This is a genomic window from Ruegeria sp. CG1 (genome assembly GCF_056537265.1).
The window spans coordinates 1,040,958-1,057,252 of the sequence record NZ_JBQFRF010000001.1 but is presented as its reverse complement, the minus strand read 5'-3'; the positions used below and the strand labels follow the sequence as shown (position 1 = coordinate 1,057,252).

The following is a 16,295-nucleotide window of genomic DNA, read 5'->3' as shown; positions in this document are numbered from 1 at the left end:
TGCGATGTTCGAGAGCTTTCTTAGTGAAGGGAATTAGGTGATTCCAGTGGCAATTGCGACTCTGGATGCCGTGTTTGGAGTTTTGCGGCTTTGGTAAGGCTAAGTTTGCGTGCCTGGCGACGCGATTGTAGGGAAACACTGAGAAAACGAATTTGCCTGATGAGTGCTACCAGCGCCCGGACGCGCCCCCGCCACCAGATCGACCGCCGCCGAAACCGCCCCCGCCAGAGCTTTGGGAAACCTGAGGGATATAGTAGCTGGTTTCTTCAGCGTAATCGCATTTTAGGCATTCGATCCGGCGAATACCCGAACCGGCCCTCGTTGTACTTGCGGAGAGCGTGATGCGTCGCCTCTGGCGCAGACTGCGGTTCCCACATTTTGGGCAGGTTCGAAGTCGTACCAGACCATCACTTATGAAATTGCGGCCTTTGAGCATCATAATCATCATGGCAAAGAGGCCAAATATCCAGAGACCTAGATCATCATTTGTTTTCTTGGCGGGCGCGGCCTCGCCAGTGCGAAAAGGCTGTATGATCTGATCTATGATAGCCGTAGTGCCGGCCTTGATCCCGATTGCATAATTGTTTGCTTTGAAGGCCGGGAGGAATTGCGTGTCAACAATGCGTTCCGCGGCGTGATCCCAGTCGCGCCCATAGGCGGCGCCAAGCTCGATTCGCATAGCCCGGTCATCCCGTAAGACCATCACAAGCACACCATCGTTTCGAGAAGCGTCGCCGATCCCCCAGTGGTCAAAAAGCCCGGTGGCAAACTGTTCGAGCGTCAGACCGTCGGCATAGTCGCCTTGAGTGCGCAGTGTCAGGATGGTCATTTCGACCCCTGTCTCGCGTTTGAGCTCATCTAGTTGCTCAGCAAGTGCCTCCTCGTCCAACGGGCTGAGCAAATTGGCAAAGTCGTTGACGGTCGTGCTTCGATAGTCGGGATAAGTTTGCCCAAATGCAGTATTGGCCCAAATCATTAATAAGACGAAAACAATTCTCATGGCTGCCCGCGTGTTTTTCGGAAGCGTATCACCGAGCGACACAATAGCAACCGGGATATGGCCCGACCCTGGAAGGTTGTGTGTCAAATGCCGAAGATGGTTTTCGGTAACAATTACCGCCTGAACAATACCCCCTGCGACTGCCGGTCCCGATGATCCCCGCGCAGTTCTGCATGTAAGGCTCGGCCTGCCTGCACGCTGGGTCGGGCGCTCATCATGTCCAGCCAGCGGGTGAAATGCGGTTTGTCCTCAAGCACCTGTTGCTGGCCTTCCCATAGGCTGGCCCAGCCCCAGATCGACATGTCGGCGATGGAGTAGAAATCGCCGGCGACGTATTCGTTTTCGGCCAGCCTGCGGTCGAGCACGCCGTAGAGACGCCCGACCTCACTGCGATAGCGGTCTTTCGGATAGGAATGGTCTTGTGGCGGGTCTAGATGTGGAGCGTATTTAAGGAAGTGATGCGCTTGGCCGGCCATCGGGCCTACGCCGCCCATTTGCCACATCAGCCATTCCTCGACTGCGATCCTGTCACGTTCGGTATTGCCGTAGAATCGCCCGGTCTTGCGGGCGAGGTACATCAGGATCGCGCCGCTTTCGAACACCGAAACAGGCGCGCCGTCAGGGCCGTCCGGGTCGACGATGGCGGGCATACGGTTGTTAGGCGAGATCTTTAGAAACTCGGGATCGAACTGGTCGCCCTTGCCGATGTTGATCAGGTGGGTTTTGTAGGGCAGCTCCATCTCTTCCAGAGCGATGGACACTTTCCAGCCGTTGGGCGTGGGCCAGAAATAGAGTTCAATCATGGGGCCTCCTTGAGTTTGGGCGATCATGAAGCTTTCTGCACAAACGGCAAGAGCGCGCCTGGCCGTGTTACGAAAGCGTGACCGGTGATCAGTCGGGCTTGACGTGTTCCGGGGCGGGGCGTAAACGCATCTTCATTCATGTGGCGATTTGTTACCGGATTGCGGGCCACGTTAAACAACACCGCTAAAAGGTCAGGATGAAAGACCCCTTTCGCTTGGCCGCGTCTGGGGTTTTTTGTTTGCCTCCAATGCGGGGCTGAAAGGAATGAGATGAGCGAGAGCTGGAACAAACGCACCCAAGCCGTCCATGGCGGCATCCGTCGCAGTCAGTACAATGAGGTTTCTGAGTCGATCTTTCTGACGCAGGGGTTTGTCTACGATAACGCCGAGCAGGCCGAGGCCCGGTTTATTGAAAGCGGCCCGGATGAGTTCATCTATGCCCGCTACGGCAACCCCACCGTGTCGATGTTCGAGCAGCGTATCGCAGCTTTGGAAGGCGGCGAGGATGCGTTTGCCACCGCTTCAGGTATGGCCGCTGTGAACGGTGCGCTGACTTCGATGCTGCAGGCGGGCGACCATGTGGTTTCAGCCAAGGCGCTTTTTGGGTCCTGTCTGTATATCCTTGAAAACATCCTGACGCGTTATGGCGTTGAGGTGACCTTTGTAGACGGCACCGATCTGGACGCGTGGGAGGCCGCGATCCGGCCTGACACCAAGGCAGTGTTTTTTGAATCCATGTCGAACCCGACGCTTGAAGTGATCGACATCACGTCCGTGTCGAGGCTGGCCCATGCGGTGGGTGCGGTTGTAATCGTGGACAACGTGTTCTCGACACCCGTGTTCTCGCGCGCGATCGAACAGGGAGCCGACGTGGTGGTCTATTCGGCGACCAAGCATATCGACGGGCAGGGCCGGGCGCTGGGCGGCGTGATCATCGGCACCAAGGAATTTATTCGTGGCACGGTCGAGCCTTACATGAAGCACACCGGCGGTGCGCTTAGCCCGTTCAGCGCTTGGATCATGGTCAAAGGTCTTGAAACCATGGCCCTGCGCGTAAACGCCCAAGCCGACAGCGCGCAGAAGATTGCAGAAGCTTTAGAAGGGCATTCTGCACTGGAGCGGACACTGTATCCCGGGCTGAGAACCCATGCGCAAAACGCGTTGGTGCAAGAGCAGCTGGGCGGCAAGGGCGGCACGGTTCTATCGCTGGACATCAAGGGCGGCAAAGCGGCGGCGTTTGCTTTCCTGAATGCGCTGACGATCCCTGTGATCTCGAATAATTTAGGCGATGCCAAGTCGATCGCAACCCACCCGGCCACCACAACGCACCAGCGTCTGAGCGACGAACAACGCGATGAGTTGGGTATCACGCCGGGCCTGATCCGCCTTTCGGTGGGGCTGGAAGATGCCGATGATTTGCTTGCGGATATCCAGCGCGCGCTAGACGTATCTCAGGGCTAGTGTTGCGCCGGGAATGCATCATCAGGCGGATGTGATCCGCCTGATCCGGCGCATTTGGTTGTAAAATGACGATTTCTTGCCTCGAATTTCGATCCGGACTGCTATTCCGCGCGTATCGTTCAGGACTGGTAATTAAACCTCGGTGGTATATAACCGTCGGCCTAGCAAGGGATCCGTGCCAATGAACATTCATCCGCGCGACATCAACGAGACACCCGATCACGATCAGGCCGCAGCAGCGCTCAAGGTGCTGCGCGAATGGGCGAAATCAGCCTCGGCGGCCGAGATCAGTCAACTGGACCCGGCCATTGCGCAGCTTGTCCCGGGGCTGTTGCCGTCAAACTATCCAGCCCTGTCGCGCGAATATCCCCAAGGGTTCGAGGCGGATGCAGCCTACAAGGCCACATTGCCGGATCTGCAAAACGGTCCGTCCAGCCTGATCCGGGGTTCGATGCAGCAGATCCAGCATGTCGGCATCTCGAATTTCCGTCTGCCGATCCGGTTCCATCGCAAAAGTGGTGCCGAGCTGACACTTGAGACCTCGGTCACCGGGTCTGTCAGCCTTGAGGCCGAGAAGAAGGGCATCAACATGTCTCGGATCATGCGGTCCTTCTACAAGCACGCCGAGCGCACCTTTAGTTTTGAGGTGATGGAGGCAGCGCTGAACGACTATCTGACTGATCTGGATAGTTTGGATGCGCGCATACAGATGCGGTTTTCCTATCCCGATCGGATTGAGAGCCTGCGTTCGGGCTTGTCCGGATACCAGTATTACGACATCGCGCTGGAACTGGTTGATCAAGGCGGAGAACGTCTGAAGATTATGCATCTGGACTATGTCTATTCGTCCACATGCCCCTGTTCATTGGAACTGAGCGAACACGCGCGCGCAACCCGCGGGCAGTTGGCGACGCCGCATTCCCAGCGCTCGGTGGCGCGGATTTCGGTGGTTATCGATTGCAACGCCGATTGTCTGTGGTTCGAAGATCTGATCGCGCTGTGCCGCCGCGCGGTGCCAACCGAAACTCAGGTGATGGTCAAGCGCGAAGATGAACAGGCCTTTGCCGAACTGAACGCTGCCAATCCCATATTCGTGGAAGATGCCGCGCGTCTGTTCTGCGCCGAGCTGCAGGCCGATCATCATGTCGGCGATTTCCGTGTGATCGCCAGCCATCAGGAAAGCCTGCACAGCCATGATGCGGTCTCGATTCTGACCGAAGGTCCAACCTTCGAATCCGCGAGCCTGGACCCGCGTTTGTTCACGACGCTGTTTCATGTGGGCTGATTGACCCTGCGGAAGCTGCTGGAAAAACAGTCAAAAATCCTGCATGGGCGCTTTTTTGCCGCATTGCAGCAAGAAATGCTGCATCTGCACCTTGAATTGCGCTAGATTGTCCCCGAGTGCAGCTGCTGCGCATCCGTAAAAACCGGGACGCGCAGCCCGAAAGGAAACCGGGACGTGCAACGCCTTGGACCGCCAACCTGCAAATCCGCCCGGACGATTGGGGCGGGCGGGGTCCTTTACTCATCTACCCGCTGCCTCGGTTTTATCAGGAGAGACATGCAATGAATCCGATTACTCAACCGCTTGAGTTTCAGGCAGCGGCCATCCGGATGGCCGGTTACGCAATGGCCAGTCAGATGGAGATCATGCAGATCATGACGCGCGCGGCCTTTGATCTGCCGATGGTACCTCTGCACGGACTGAAGACAGCCGAGGCACCCGCACCGGTTGCCCGCAAAGCGGCGACCCTAGCAACGCGAAAGCCAGCAAGACCGGCTGCAAAAGCCAAGGTTGCAGCAAAGCCTAAAGCCGCGCCGAAACCCAAAGCAGCACCAAAGCCAAAGGCGGCGGCTAAGCCTGCGGCGGCACCTGCGCCGAAAACGGCGGCTCCTAAGGTTGCGGCCGCTGCACCCAAGGCGGCCCCGGACGCCAAAACGGCTGTGAAAGCAGCACCGGCGAAGGCCAACGTATCTGCGAAATCCGCCTCGAAAGCGGCCAAGCCAGTATCAACGGCGGCCAAGCCGGTTGCGGAGTTCAAATCTTCAGCACAAGCCAAGGCACAACCGGCAGCCGCAGCGCCGAAAGCATCAGCAAACACGGCAAAAGCGGCGCCCAAGGCACCTGCGGCAGCTAAGCCCGCTCCAGCCAAGCCCGCTCCGGCAAAAGCTGCGCCTCAGGCCAAAGCGGCTTCGAAACCTGCCGCTGCAAAACCTGCGACGAAGAAACCCGCAGCTGCGTCGGCTGAGCAGGCCAAACCAGCACCGCGTCGTGCACGCGCCCCGTCGAAGCCACCCGCGATGCCGGGCGTTGAGATAAAATCCGACAGTTAACACGGATCATCTGCTTGACACCGTCGGGCTGGCGCGCCAACGCTGCCCGTCATGATGGATCTTCGCCCGGTCGGATATGTGATTGGCCTGCTGGTCGCCATTCTAGGGGCGACCATGCTGCTGCCCATGCTTGTCGACATGATCGAGGGGCGGGGCGAGTGGCATGTTTTCTTTGAAAGCGCGGTCATCACACTGCTGACCGGCAGTGTTCTTGCGATGAGTTGTTCCAACGGGGTGGGCGAAGGTCTGACCATCCGTCAGACCTTTTTGCTGACCTCGGGTGTCTGGGTGGCGTTGCCGGTTTTTGGCGCAATTCCTTTTCTGTTCGGCGAAACTGAACTGCGTTTCGTCGATGCCTATTTTGAGGCGATGTCGGGGCTGACCACCACAGGTTCAACTGTGATCTCGGGGCTCGACGAATTGCCACAGGGCTTGTTGCTCTGGCGGGGCGTTTTGCAATGGTTGGGGGGCATCGGAATCATCGTCGTGGCGATGGTGTTCCTACCCGAGCTGCGCGTTGGCGGGATGCAGATCTTCCGCTCGGAAGGGTTTGAAACCATGGGAAAAATTCTGCCCCGTGCGCAAGAGATCGCCGGGCAGATTTCCTTGATCTACGTATTTCTGACGGTGGTCTGCGCATTGGTCTATGCCGGTTTCGGCATGAGCTTTTTTGACGCCGTCGTACATGCCATGACCACAATCGCGACGGGCGGGTTTTCAAACTATGACAGCTCTTTCGCCCGGTTTTCGGGACCTCTGGAATATGCCGCTGCCATCTTCATGATCCTCGCGGCGCTGCCATTTGTGCGGTATGTGCAATTGGCCAATGGTCACACAAGCTCGTTGTGGAAAGACAGCCAGATTCGGGCGTTTCTGGCAACCATCGTGGTTCTGGTTGTGATCATGTCGATCTTCCTGACTTCGGTCTTTCCGCACCATTGGGAGCAGGCATTCCGCGAGTCGCTGTTCAACATCACATCGATCATTTCGGGCACCGGGTACGCGAGTGTCGACTATATGGGCTGGGGCAGTTTCCCGGTCATGTTGTTCTTCCTGATCGGATTGATTGGCGGTTGCGCGGGGTCCACCGCGTGTTCGATCAAGGTGTTCCGCTATCAATTGCTGTTTGCGTCGATTAAAACCCAGCTCAGCCGAATTCGTTCGCCGCATGGTGTGTTCGTGCCGCGCTATGATGGACGACCGATCAGTCGCGACGTGCTGACCTCGGTCATGAGTTTCTTCATGTTCTTTGCACTATCGATGGGGGTTCTGTCGTGGGCGCTGGCCCTGACTGGGTTGGACTTTATCACCTCGGTATCGGGGGCCGCGACGGCACTGGCTAATGTGGGGCCGGGACTGGGGGAACAGATCGGGCCAGCAGGCAACTTTGCGGGGCTGAATGACGGTGCCAAGTGGCTGCTGACGATTGGGATGCTGGTCGGACGCCTTGAACTGCTGGCTGTCTACGCAATCTTTACCGTTCAATTCTGGAGAGGCTAATGAAACGACCCCTTGGGGCGCAGATCTCGCACATGCTTAAGGATCGTGGCGTTGACGTGATCTTTGGCATACCGGGCGTGCATAATCAGGAGATGTATCGCGGTATCGAAGAGGCCGGGATCACGCATGTTCTGGCCCGGCACGAGCAGGGGGCCGGTTTCATGGCCGATGGATATGCCCGCGCGTCTGGCAAGCCAGGGGTGGCCTATGTGATCACCGGACCGGGCCTGTGCAACATCATGACGCCGATGGGGCAGGCTTATTCGGATTCAGTGCCGATGCTGGTGTTGTCTTCTTGCCTTGAAGAGACACAAGCGCTGCGTGGCCAATTGCATCAGATGAAGGATCAGCGCGCTGCGGCCGAGACAGTTACAGACTGGTCCTGTCAGGCGAACAATGCCCAGGCTGCCTATGGTCTGATCGAGCGCGCCTTCGAAGAGTTTGAGCTGTCGCGCCCGCGACCGAAACACATTCAGGTACCCATCGCGCAATTGGAGGCCGAGGCAGCGCCTGCACCTTTTCCAAACCAGCCTGCCTTGCGCAACCAGACTGTTCCACCGGATGTGGCACCGGTTCTGTCGCTGCTGAATATCGCGCAGCGGCCTTTGTTCATATTAGGCGGCGGGTGCCGGTCTAACCTTTGGCGACAGATCCTTACCCAGTTGGGGGCGGCGTGCTTCTCGACATATGCCGGCCGCGGGCTGGCCGGAGCCGATTATCCGCTGGATTTCGGATCGATGCTGCCACGACCGGGCAGCGCCAAAGTAATTGCCTCGGCTGATCTTGTCGTTGTTGTCGGTGCTGAACTGGGCGAGGTTGATCTGTGGCGCCATGATCTGGGCCACAACGCAACTATGGTGCGTGTTGATCTGGACCCGCAAGTGCTGTCAGACCACCATCGTGCGGCTGTCAAACTGCAGGCAGATGGTGAGAGTTTTGCGCATGCGCTGTGGGCAGTGTCCGATCAGGTAAAACCAGCCGCTGGTTGGTCCGCGGACGAGGTGCGCGAGGCGCGCGCGCGCTGGCGGGCCGAGGTAGATGCCGAGCGCCCGGGCATTGTCCCTGTGGTCGATGCACTCAGGGCGGCCATGCCCTTGGATACGATGATTTATTCGGACATGACCCAATTCGCGTATGTCGCGAAAGAAGTCTGGGACATGGGCTTTCCTTATCATTGGCACCACCCGACTGGATTTGGCACGCTGGGTTACGCCCTGCCAGCCGGGATCGGTGGTGCAGTAGCACGGCGGGGCAAACCCACAGCGGTCATCGCGGGTGACTATGGTTTTCACTACACAATGCAAGAGCTTGGGGTTGCTGTCGAACTCGGCCTGCCGCTACCCATCATTCTGTGGGACAATGGTAAACTCAAAGAGATTGAAGAGAGCATGGTGCGCGGACAGATCGCGCCTAATGCGGTGATCGCGCGAAACCCGGATTTCTGCAAACTGGCCGAGGCGTTCGGGGCGCTGTCAGCTGCACCGAAGACGCTGGATGAGATGCAGGCCGCAGTGCGCGCCGCCTTTCAGGCCGAGGTTCCCACATTGATACGGGTCACACCGGATATCCTGTAAACCTATGAAAAAAGGCGTGCACCTTCGTGCAGCGCCTTTTCCCTGAACCTGATTGTTCAGTCCCAGCAGTGCACCAGAACGGTCATTCCGTTGGCTCTGCGGCTCAGTTCGTTGGGTGAAATCTGGGCTGAGCCTTGCGCGGGCTGACCTGAGATGCCCGCCTTGGTCAGAACTTCGGTCAGACGTGCCACATTCGCCGCAAGGCTGACCGAGTCGGGCAGGGTACGCCCATCGGAAGGGGCAGGTAGCAACATGCCAACAACGCTGCCGCTATCGTCAAAGACAGGTCCTCCCGCGTCGCCGGGCTGGGCGGACAGTGCAAGGCGTTTGACGCCATCTTCTCCATTCAGGCCGCGGATATCAGCGATTTCGCCAAAGGTCAGAGTAGGGGCACCCAATGCGCCTTCGTAAGAAAAGCCCGAAACAGCGACCTGAGACTGAATACGCGGAACGCCCGCGCGGAACTCGGCAACACTGATCGGGGCTAGGGTCTTGCTAGGACGCAGCACAGCGACACCAAGATCGGCATCCTGCCAAGCCAGCTGAACCTCTTGGTCACCGTCCAGCGTGATGCGGGTGCAGCTTTCAGCGGCCTCGGTGACCGTCAGAACCGTACCACCAGCGTCGGCGAAGAAGCCCGATCGCGATAGCCGCGGTTTGCGGATTTGCAGTCCAGACATCAAATCGATGCGCTGGTCGGCATCCGCTCCGGCACCGGCATCCAGTACGGCATCGGTCGTGGCAAAGCTTGCGCGCATCGCGGCCAGAACTCGGGCACGGCGAGCCTCATCCCCGGCAGGCCAGACCAGCGTGAAACCTTTGATCTTGCCGTCTTTCAGAGCTGCTTGCGTGAACGAGGCCATGCCATTTCCGCGTCCTTCAATCGTGAAGCTGTTGCCGCGCAGGCTGCGCTCACCGTCCAGAGGAACGATTTCAAGCGACTGCATCACTTGATAGAGCGCCCGCAGGGTTGCGGCAGAGCCTTCCTGCGAGATCAGCAGCGCCTTGGCGTCCAGATCAGAAGTGGGGTTGAAATGGGCAAAGGGTGCCTCGTAACGGTCAAAGCCCAAGACGCCTATTGGCATGTCCAGTTCGATCCCGGCTTGCGGGTCGGAATAGCGTGCCATCCCGACGCTGATCAGTGGAGCGTTGTAGTCATCCATCAGGGTTTTGCGCTGCAGCGTGGTCAGAACGCCAGTCGCGTCGAACCCGTTGGAACGTTGCCAATCGCCCATCGAGCGGCGGGTGCCCTGACCAAAGGCTCCGTCAATTGTTGAATTGTAGAACCCGGCTGCCTGCAACGCGGTTTGCAGGTCTCTGCGCTCTTGCGCGGTCAAAAGGCGTTCGCCCTGCAGAGCCTGCGAACGGGTTTCATCTGCGTCCTGCAGGGTAAGACCGGCCAAGGGCTGCTCTAGCTGCGGCTCGGGCTGGATCGGGGCGGTGACGACGCCGCGGTTCAGGATGTTGGCACCGATGGGCCAGAACTGTTGCCCCAGCGCGCTGGAGAATGCGATGAAACTGTCCGATGGGATCTGACGCTCGGCCCGGTAAACGCGCAGCACCTGTTCGGCGTCGTCGCGTAAATAGGGCCCGATAACAATGGCATACCAGCCGGAATTCAGCCGAAACCCGTTCACATCGGGCAGTGCGTTCGCATAGACCTGCGCCCGTTCCTGCGCCTCGCGCAGCGACGGCTGCGCCTCGATCTGAACAAAGACGCCCGCATCTTGCTGGGCAAAAGCGGCGCGCAGGCCGAAGAGGATAAAGAATGTAATAACCGTAAATACGCGTGTCATTGTCTGCCCGTGTTCTGCAGTGTTTTCACTTTGGCGCAGATTACGCGGAATCGCGGTCCGATTGCCATGCCCGGAATACGGGGAATTCTGTGTGTGGCCGCTCAGCGACAGAGTGGCCGATTGGCCCGTTGACGCCCTTGGATGCCTTGCATAGGAAGGGCCGAACCCACCGGAACCGGGCGCTTGGGCGTCCAAGGGAATTGTCATGACCGAACCCAATAGCGCACCACGTTCATTTCAAGAGATTATCCTAAGGCTTCAGTCCTATTGGGCGTCGAAAGGTTGTGCGATCCTACAGCCCTATGACATGGAGGTCGGCGCAGGTACGTTCCATCCAGCAACCACGTTGCGCGCTTTGGGGTCCAAGGCTTGGTCAGCGGCCTACGTTCAGCCCTCGCGTCGCCCGACAGACGGACGTTATGGCGAAAACCCGAACCGGTTGCAGCATTACTATCAATACCAGGTGCTGATCAAACCCAGCCCGCCGGATCTGCAAGAGCTGTATCTGGGCAGCCTTGAGGCCATCGGCATCGACATGGATCTGCACGACATCCGCTTTGTCGAGGATGACTGGGAAAGCCCCACCCTGGGTGCTTGGGGGCTGGGCTGGGAGGTCTGGTGTGACGGCATGGAAGTCAGCCAGTTCACCTATTTCCAGCAGGTCGGCGGCCATGACTGTGCGCCGGTTTCGGGTGAGCTGACCTATGGTCTGGAACGTCTGTCCATGTATGTACTGGGCATCGACCATGTGATGGACATGCCCTTCAACGATCCTCAGTCGCCCAGCCCGCTGACCTATGGCGACATCTTCAAGCAGACCGAAGAGGAATACGCCCGCTGGAACTTCGATATTGCCAATACCGAGGTCCTGCTGCGTCATTTCGAAGAGGCTGAAACCGAATGCGCGACCATTCTGGCGCAGGAACATGACGACCCGAAGACGGGCAAGCGCATCATCATGGCGCATCCCGCATATGATCAGTGCATCAAGGCCAGCCACATCTTCAACTTGCTGGACGCCCGCGGGGTGATTTCGGTTACCGAAAGACAGGCCTATATCGGCCGCGTTCGCGCATTGGCCAAGCAATGCGCAGATGCGTTCGTGCAGACCGAGGCTGCCGGGTTCGAAGCTTGATGCAGCGCCTAGGCCAGTCCGGGCAACAACGCCTTCAGGCCGTCTGCGATCATGCTGATTGCGATAGCCGCAAGGATCATGCCCATGAAGCGGCTCATTATCACTCGGGCATTGTCCGACAGCCGCTTAGCCAACGCCGATGCGTTCCAGAACGTGATCAAAAGCAAGGCCACCACGAACAGAAATACACCTGCATAGACAACGGCTTCGACCGGGGTTTTGATGTGGTGCGCATAAAGGATCAGTGTTGTGATTGTTCCGGGGCCGACCAGAATGGGAAAAGCCAAGGGATAGAACGCAACGGTCTCGGGCGCGGGATAGGATTTCTTTTCTCCGTCGGTTCCGTGATGCGAGCTGCTCTGGTTCCCGTTCAGCATGTTCAGTCCGATCATCAGTACAACAAGGCCACCGGCGACGCGCAGGTCATCGACGCTGATGCCAAAGAGCCCAAGCGCGTGACTGCCGATCGCAGCGAAGGCGCCACCGAGGATCGTGCAATAAAGCGCAGTCTTCACAGCCACTTTGCGTTGATCCGAAATGGGCAGGTCTTGCGTAACACTCAGGAACACAGGCAAGTTGGTAATCGGATTCATGATTGCAAAAAGCGCGCCAAAGAATCCGACGGCAAGAGTGGTTTCCATGCGAGTAGCCTCGTTTCTGACCGTACTGCTTGGGAACCTGTCTTATTTTCTATGAACTTGAAAGAGGTGGCGTAAACGATGACTGGAAAATTGGTTGCGCTAATCCTTCTGATTTCTGGCTTTCTGGCCGGTGCTGGGATGTATTACCTGCAGGTTTATGGGTTCTATTATGAGGTAGAACCGCGCCCGGGCCAGGATGTGGTCCTGCTGGCGCAAGGGGCGGAAGCGCCCGAAGCCATCGCCTATACTGGGTTTAAGGCCATTGACGCCGACAGTTCTCCGATCCGGTATCGGGCCTGTTTCGAAACCGAGTTAAGGCCGGATCAGATGGTGGATTTTACCCCTGTCGAGAACCCCGAGCCATTGACCGCACCGGGATGGTTTGACTGCTACGACGCAGTTGCGCTGGCCGACGTATTGAAATCGGGTCAAGCACAGGCTTTCTTGGGCACCAAGAACTTCCATTATGGTGTCGACCGGATCGTTGCCATTACACAGGATGGTAAAGGCTACGTCTGGCATGCGCTGAACAATTGCGGTGAAAAAGCCTATGACGGCACGGTTGTGGGCGAGGAGTGCCCACCCAGGCCCGAGGGCTGATGCAGATGGGGATGGTCGTTGAGATACCGGAGTTCCTGACAGCAACGCTGGGCTTTGCGGTCTATCTGCTGGGGGCAGAGATCAACGCCCGTGTCGCACAATTGCGCAGCTTCAACATCCCCGAGCCGGTAACCGGGGGCCTTCTGGCCTCGCTCGTGGTATTGGCGCTGTATCTTGGTTTCGGCATTGAGCTATCCTTTGGCTTGACCGCACGAGACTTTCTATTGGTTCTGTTCTTTGCCGGGATTGGTCTAAATGCCCGTCTGTCCGATTTGATCGCGGGTGGCAAGCCTTTGCTTTTGCTTCTGATTTTGACGCTTCTGACCATCTTTGCGCAAAACGTGATCGGCGCAGTGGGGGCCGCGATGTTCGGTTATCCGGCGCAAGCCGGGGTGCTGTTCGGGTCTGCTGCGCTGATCGGGGGGCACGGAACCGCGATCGCCTGGGCCCCCGAAGTTGCGGGCGCCACCGGTTTGAGTGGCGCAACCGAGTTGGGGGTGGCCGTGGCCACATTGGGTCTCGTGCTGGCCGCTCTGGTCGGGGGGCCGATTGCGCGGCTGCTGATCGAGGGGCGCAATCTCAGCCCCGAACGCCCCGGGGAAGAGCATACGGTGGGTTTGCCCAATGAGGTCGACCAGAAATCCGAGATTGATCATCTGACAATCATGCGGGTGCTGCTGTATCTCAACCTCGCGATCATTTCAGGCGCGATCCTGAGCGAAGCAATCAGCGCCGCAGGGCTGAAACTGCCGTTGTTTGTGCCCTGCCTTATCATGGGGATCGTGATTGCCAATCTCCGCGCCATGTTCGCGCCGAATGCCAAGCCGGTCTCACGCACACCCTCGCTGGCGCTGATCTCGGAATTCGCGCTTGGTGCATTTCTGGCGATGTCGCTGATGAGCCTGCAACTGTGGACCATCGCCGAACTGGGCCTTGCGATTGCGGTGATCATGACCGCCCAGACCCTGTTTGCCGTGGTGTTCGTGATCTGGGTTCTGTTTCCGTTGATGGGATCGAATTACCGCGCCGCCGTTCTGGCCGCCGGGTTCGGAGGGTTCGCTCTGGGTGCTACCCCCACAGCTATCGCAAATATGACCGCCGTAACCAAGCGATATGGCCCGTCGCCTATTGCCTTTATCGTACTGCCCCTTGTATCCGCATTCTTTGTGGACATCGCCAATGCCATCGTCATCCAGACGATTGTCAATTTCTAAGGACCGAAAATGCCCGACCTGCTGATCGAACTGTTTTCCGAGGAAATCCCCGCGCGCATGCAGACCCGCGCCGGTGAAGACCTGAAAAAGCGGATCACCGATGGTCTGGTCGAAGGCGGTCTGACCTATGGCTCTGCCGCTGCACTGACGACGCCGCGTCGCCTGACGCTGGCGGTTGAAGGCCTGCTGGCGGAAAGCCCGACAATCCGCGAAGAACGCAAAGGCCCAAAGGTCGGCGCGCCTGACAAAGCCATCGAAGGCTTTCTACGCGGCGCGGGACTGACCCGAGACCAGCTGGAAGAGCGCGACACGCCCAAAGGCGCAGTGTATTTCGCCACCATTGAAAAGGCGGGTCGTCCAGCAGCTGAAATCATCGCCGAGGTCTTAGAAGCTACCATTCGAAACTTCCCCTGGCCCAAATCCATGCGCTGGGGGGCTGGATCGATGCGGTGGGTACGGCCCTTGCACTCGATCCTTTGCATCCTGACCGATGAAGCAGGCGCGCAGGTCGTGCCGCTTGCGATCGAAGGGATCACGTCCGGTGATACGACTGAGGGCCATCGTTTCATGGCCCCGAACCGGTTTACGGTGACCTCGTTCGAGGATTATGCCGCCAAGCTGAAACGCGCCTTCGTGGTGCTGTCGCCCGAAGAGCGCGCCGAACATATCTGGAACGATGCCCAGAACATGGCCTTCGCCGCAGGTCTGGAAGTCGTCGACGACAAGGGTCTGCTGGCAGAAGTTGCCGGTCTGATCGAATGGCCCGTTGTGCTGATGGGGCAGATCGACGAGGAGTTTCTTGAGCTGCCGCCCGAGGTACTGCAGACCTCGATGAAAGAGCATCAGAAGTTCTTTTCTGTGAAGAACCCCAAGACGGGGCGGATCGAGCGCTTCATTACCGTCGCCAATCGCGAGACCGCCGATAACGGCGCGACCATTTTGGCGGGGAACCAGAAGGTTTTGTCGGCCCGTCTGGCCGATGCGAAATTCTTCTGGGAGAACGACCTGCGCGTTGCCAAGTCGGACATCGCCCAATGGACCCGCGCGTTGGAGAATGTGACTTTCCACAACAAGCTGGGCACTCAGGCGGAACGCATCGACCGCATTGCCGCGCTGGCCCGAGAACTGGCCCCGGTGGTCGGGGCGGATGCGGATCAGGCCGAGAAAGCCGCGCGTTTGGCCAAGGCTGATCTGAACTCCGAAATGGTCTATGAATTTCCTGAACTTCAAGGGCTTATGGGGCGGTATTATATCGAAGCGGCTGGCGAAGACGCTGCCGTCGCGGCTGTGGCGCAGGAGCATTACTCGCCGCTGGGGCCGTCGGATGACGTGCCGACCGCACCGCTGTCGGTGACCGTAGCGCTGGCCGACAAGCTAGATACGCTGACAGGATTTTGGGCGATTGATGAGAAACCAACCGGGTCGAAGGACCCGTTTGCTCTGCGTCGCGCGGCGTTAGGGGTAATTCGACTAATCGTGAATAATGATCTGCGTCTTCGGTTGGACCGTTTTTTCGATAGTCAACTGGTTCGATCAGAACGCGCTATCAATGAGGCTTTGCCCGAAGCGAATGTCCGCGATCTCCTGGAAGAAATCGCAAAACATGGTGTCTTTGGTGCTTCATTCCAGACTGTCAAAGAAAAGCTTGAAGGATCGCCCGCAGCAGCATTTCTTGAGCTTGAGAAAAAGGTTCCTGACGCGTCTGACGATCTTCTCTCTTTCTTCCACGACCGCCTCAAAGTCTTCCTCCGAGACGAAGGCATCCGCCATGATGTCATCGACGCTTGTATCGCGATGGAGGGGAATGACGACCTCAACCTGCTGGTCAAACGCGCCCGCGCTCTGAATGCGGTGATTGCGACCGAGGATGGAGAGAACCTCGTGCAGGGGTTCAAGCGTGCGAACAACATCCTGTCTCAGGCGGAAGAGAAGGATGGAGTCGAATACTCTTACGGCGCGGATGTGAAGTTTGCTGAAACTGACAGCGAAAAGGCACTGTTTGCAGCGCTTGACGCGGCAGAGGCCAAGATCGATCCCGCGCTGAAGGCCGAGGATTTCCCGACAGCGATGGCGGCAATGGCCGAACTGCGCGGGCCGGTGGATGCGTTCTTTGAGGACGTGCAGGTCAATACCGATAATGACATTCTGCGCCGCAACCGTCTGAACCTGCTGAGCCAGATCCGTAAGGTCTGCTCTAGCGTTGCTGATCTGACGCGTATCGAGGGATAACGCCCTTG

Annotated in this window: 13 protein-coding genes and 1 riboswitch; of the genes, 9 read left to right on the top strand and 4 right to left on the bottom strand. The window is 58.3% G+C overall.

Annotation, left to right across the window (positions count from 1 at the left end; translation table 11 throughout):
- Nucleotides 1–166 precede the first annotated feature (166 nt).
- Nucleotides 167–1,000: a TPM domain-containing protein gene (locus ACR0AU_RS05265; RefSeq protein WP_170662179.1), complete on the bottom strand. Its 834-nt coding sequence runs from the start codon at nucleotides 998–1,000 to the stop codon at nucleotides 167–169.
- Between the two features lie 113 nt (nucleotides 1,001–1,113).
- Nucleotides 1,114–1,803 carry a glutathione S-transferase N-terminal domain-containing protein gene (locus tag ACR0AU_RS05260; RefSeq protein WP_480795371.1) on the bottom strand — a complete coding sequence of 230 codons (690 nt, stop codon included), beginning with the start codon at nucleotides 1,801–1,803 and terminating at the stop codon, nucleotides 1,114–1,116.
- A gap of 130 nt (nucleotides 1,804–1,933) precedes the next feature.
- A riboswitch (SAM riboswitch) is annotated at nucleotides 1,934–2,011 on the top strand.
- Between the two features lie 62 nt (nucleotides 2,012–2,073).
- On the opposite strand from ACR0AU_RS05260, the gene metZ reads away from it, so the two are divergent.
- The 5 genes from metZ (at nucleotide 2,074) to ACR0AU_RS05235 (ending at nucleotide 8,672) form a co-directional block, all read left to right on the top strand.
- Nucleotides 2,074–3,264, top strand: a complete 1,191-nt coding sequence (gene metZ, locus ACR0AU_RS05255) for an O-succinylhomoserine sulfhydrylase (RefSeq protein ID WP_480795370.1) — start codon at nucleotides 2,074–2,076, stop codon at nucleotides 3,262–3,264.
- Between the two features lie 181 nt (nucleotides 3,265–3,445).
- Nucleotides 3,446–4,549: a GTP cyclohydrolase FolE2 gene (folE2, locus tag ACR0AU_RS05250; RefSeq protein ID WP_170511035.1), complete on the top strand. Its 1,104-nt coding sequence runs from the start codon at nucleotides 3,446–3,448 to the stop codon at nucleotides 4,547–4,549.
- A gap of 281 nt (nucleotides 4,550–4,830) precedes the next feature.
- Nucleotides 4,831–5,598 carry a hypothetical protein gene (locus tag ACR0AU_RS05245; protein WP_170610128.1) on the top strand — a complete coding sequence of 256 codons (768 nt, stop codon included), beginning with the start codon at nucleotides 4,831–4,833 and terminating at the stop codon, nucleotides 5,596–5,598.
- A gap of 51 nt (nucleotides 5,599–5,649) precedes the next feature.
- The gene (locus ACR0AU_RS05240; RefSeq protein WP_170393516.1) at nucleotides 5,650–7,098 is read left to right on the top strand and encodes a TrkH family potassium uptake protein; all 1,449 of its coding nucleotides are present in this window, start codon (nucleotides 5,650–5,652) and stop codon (nucleotides 7,096–7,098) included.
- Nucleotides 7,098–8,672, top strand: coding sequence for a thiamine pyrophosphate-binding protein (locus ACR0AU_RS05235; protein WP_480795369.1), 1,575 nt, complete (start codon nucleotides 7,098–7,100; stop codon nucleotides 8,670–8,672). Before ACR0AU_RS05240 ends, ACR0AU_RS05235 begins: the two co-directional genes overlap by 1 nt.
- A gap of 56 nt (nucleotides 8,673–8,728) precedes the next feature.
- Here the strand turns inward: ACR0AU_RS05235 and ACR0AU_RS05230 are convergent, their stop codons facing one another.
- Nucleotides 8,729–10,468: a serine protease gene (locus ACR0AU_RS05230; protein WP_170817618.1), complete on the bottom strand. Its 1,740-nt coding sequence runs from the start codon at nucleotides 10,466–10,468 to the stop codon at nucleotides 8,729–8,731.
- 205 nt (nucleotides 10,469–10,673) lie between these two features.
- Between ACR0AU_RS05230 and ACR0AU_RS05225 the strand changes: the two genes are divergently transcribed.
- Entirely contained in the window at nucleotides 10,674–11,603 is a 930-nt protein-coding gene (locus tag ACR0AU_RS05225) for a glycine--tRNA ligase subunit alpha (protein WP_170645851.1), read from the top strand.
- A gap of 8 nt (nucleotides 11,604–11,611) precedes the next feature.
- Here the strand turns inward: ACR0AU_RS05225 and ACR0AU_RS05220 are convergent, their stop codons facing one another.
- Nucleotides 11,612–12,244 carry a MarC family protein gene (locus ACR0AU_RS05220; protein WP_170626061.1) on the bottom strand — a complete coding sequence of 211 codons (633 nt, stop codon included), beginning with the start codon at nucleotides 12,242–12,244 and terminating at the stop codon, nucleotides 11,612–11,614.
- Between the two features lie 78 nt (nucleotides 12,245–12,322).
- Between ACR0AU_RS05220 and ACR0AU_RS05215 the strand changes: the two genes are divergently transcribed.
- Genes ACR0AU_RS05215 through glyS form a run of 3 tightly spaced genes read left to right on the top strand, consistent with a single transcriptional unit; the run spans nucleotide 12,323 to nucleotide 16,287 of the window.
- Nucleotides 12,323–12,844 (top strand): DUF6446 family protein, encoded by a 522-nt coding sequence (locus ACR0AU_RS05215; protein WP_480795368.1) that lies wholly within the window; start codon nucleotides 12,323–12,325, stop codon nucleotides 12,842–12,844.
- 5 nt (nucleotides 12,845–12,849) lie between these two features.
- Entirely contained in the window at nucleotides 12,850–14,058 is a 1,209-nt protein-coding gene (gene gltS / locus ACR0AU_RS05210) for a sodium/glutamate symporter (protein WP_170732432.1), read from the top strand.
- Between the two features lie 9 nt (nucleotides 14,059–14,067).
- The gene (gene glyS, locus ACR0AU_RS05205; RefSeq protein WP_170731881.1) at nucleotides 14,068–16,287 is read left to right on the top strand and encodes a glycine--tRNA ligase subunit beta; all 2,220 of its coding nucleotides are present in this window, start codon (nucleotides 14,068–14,070) and stop codon (nucleotides 16,285–16,287) included.
- The last annotated feature ends 8 nt before the right edge of the window (nucleotides 16,288–16,295 follow it).

What these genes read in the sequence shown, in the direction of transcription:
- ACR0AU_RS05245 (WP_170610128.1), top strand. Translation starts at nt 4,831, where the DNA reads ATGAATCCGATTACTCAACCGCTTGAGTTTCAGGCAGCGGCCATCCGG.
- ACR0AU_RS05215 (WP_480795368.1), top strand. Translation starts at nt 12,323, where the DNA reads ATGACTGGAAAATTGGTTGCGCTAATCCTTCTGATTTCTGGCTTTCTG.
- ACR0AU_RS05265 (WP_170662179.1), bottom strand. Translation starts at nt 1,000, where the DNA reads ATGAGAATTGTTTTCGTCTTATTAATGATTTGGGCCAATACTGCATTT.
- ACR0AU_RS05235 (WP_480795369.1), top strand. Translation starts at nt 7,098, where the DNA reads ATGAAACGACCCCTTGGGGCGCAGATCTCGCACATGCTTAAGGATCGT.
- ACR0AU_RS05240 (WP_170393516.1), top strand. Translation starts at nt 5,650, where the DNA reads ATGATGGATCTTCGCCCGGTCGGATATGTGATTGGCCTGCTGGTCGCC.
- ACR0AU_RS05230 (WP_170817618.1), bottom strand. Translation starts at nt 10,468, where the DNA reads ATGACACGCGTATTTACGGTTATTACATTCTTTATCCTCTTCGGCCTG.
- ACR0AU_RS05220 (WP_170626061.1), bottom strand. Translation starts at nt 12,244, where the DNA reads ATGGAAACCACTCTTGCCGTCGGATTCTTTGGCGCGCTTTTTGCAATC.
- ACR0AU_RS05260 (WP_480795371.1), bottom strand. Translation starts at nt 1,803, where the DNA reads ATGATTGAACTCTATTTCTGGCCCACGCCCAACGGCTGGAAAGTGTCC.
- ACR0AU_RS05225 (WP_170645851.1), top strand. Translation starts at nt 10,674, where the DNA reads ATGACCGAACCCAATAGCGCACCACGTTCATTTCAAGAGATTATCCTA.
- glyS (WP_170731881.1), top strand. Translation starts at nt 14,068, where the DNA reads ATGCCCGACCTGCTGATCGAACTGTTTTCCGAGGAAATCCCCGCGCGC.
- folE2 (WP_170511035.1), top strand. Translation starts at nt 3,446, where the DNA reads ATGAACATTCATCCGCGCGACATCAACGAGACACCCGATCACGATCAG.
- gltS (WP_170732432.1), top strand. Translation starts at nt 12,850, where the DNA reads ATGGGGATGGTCGTTGAGATACCGGAGTTCCTGACAGCAACGCTGGGC.
- metZ (WP_480795370.1), top strand. Translation starts at nt 2,074, where the DNA reads ATGAGCGAGAGCTGGAACAAACGCACCCAAGCCGTCCATGGCGGCATC.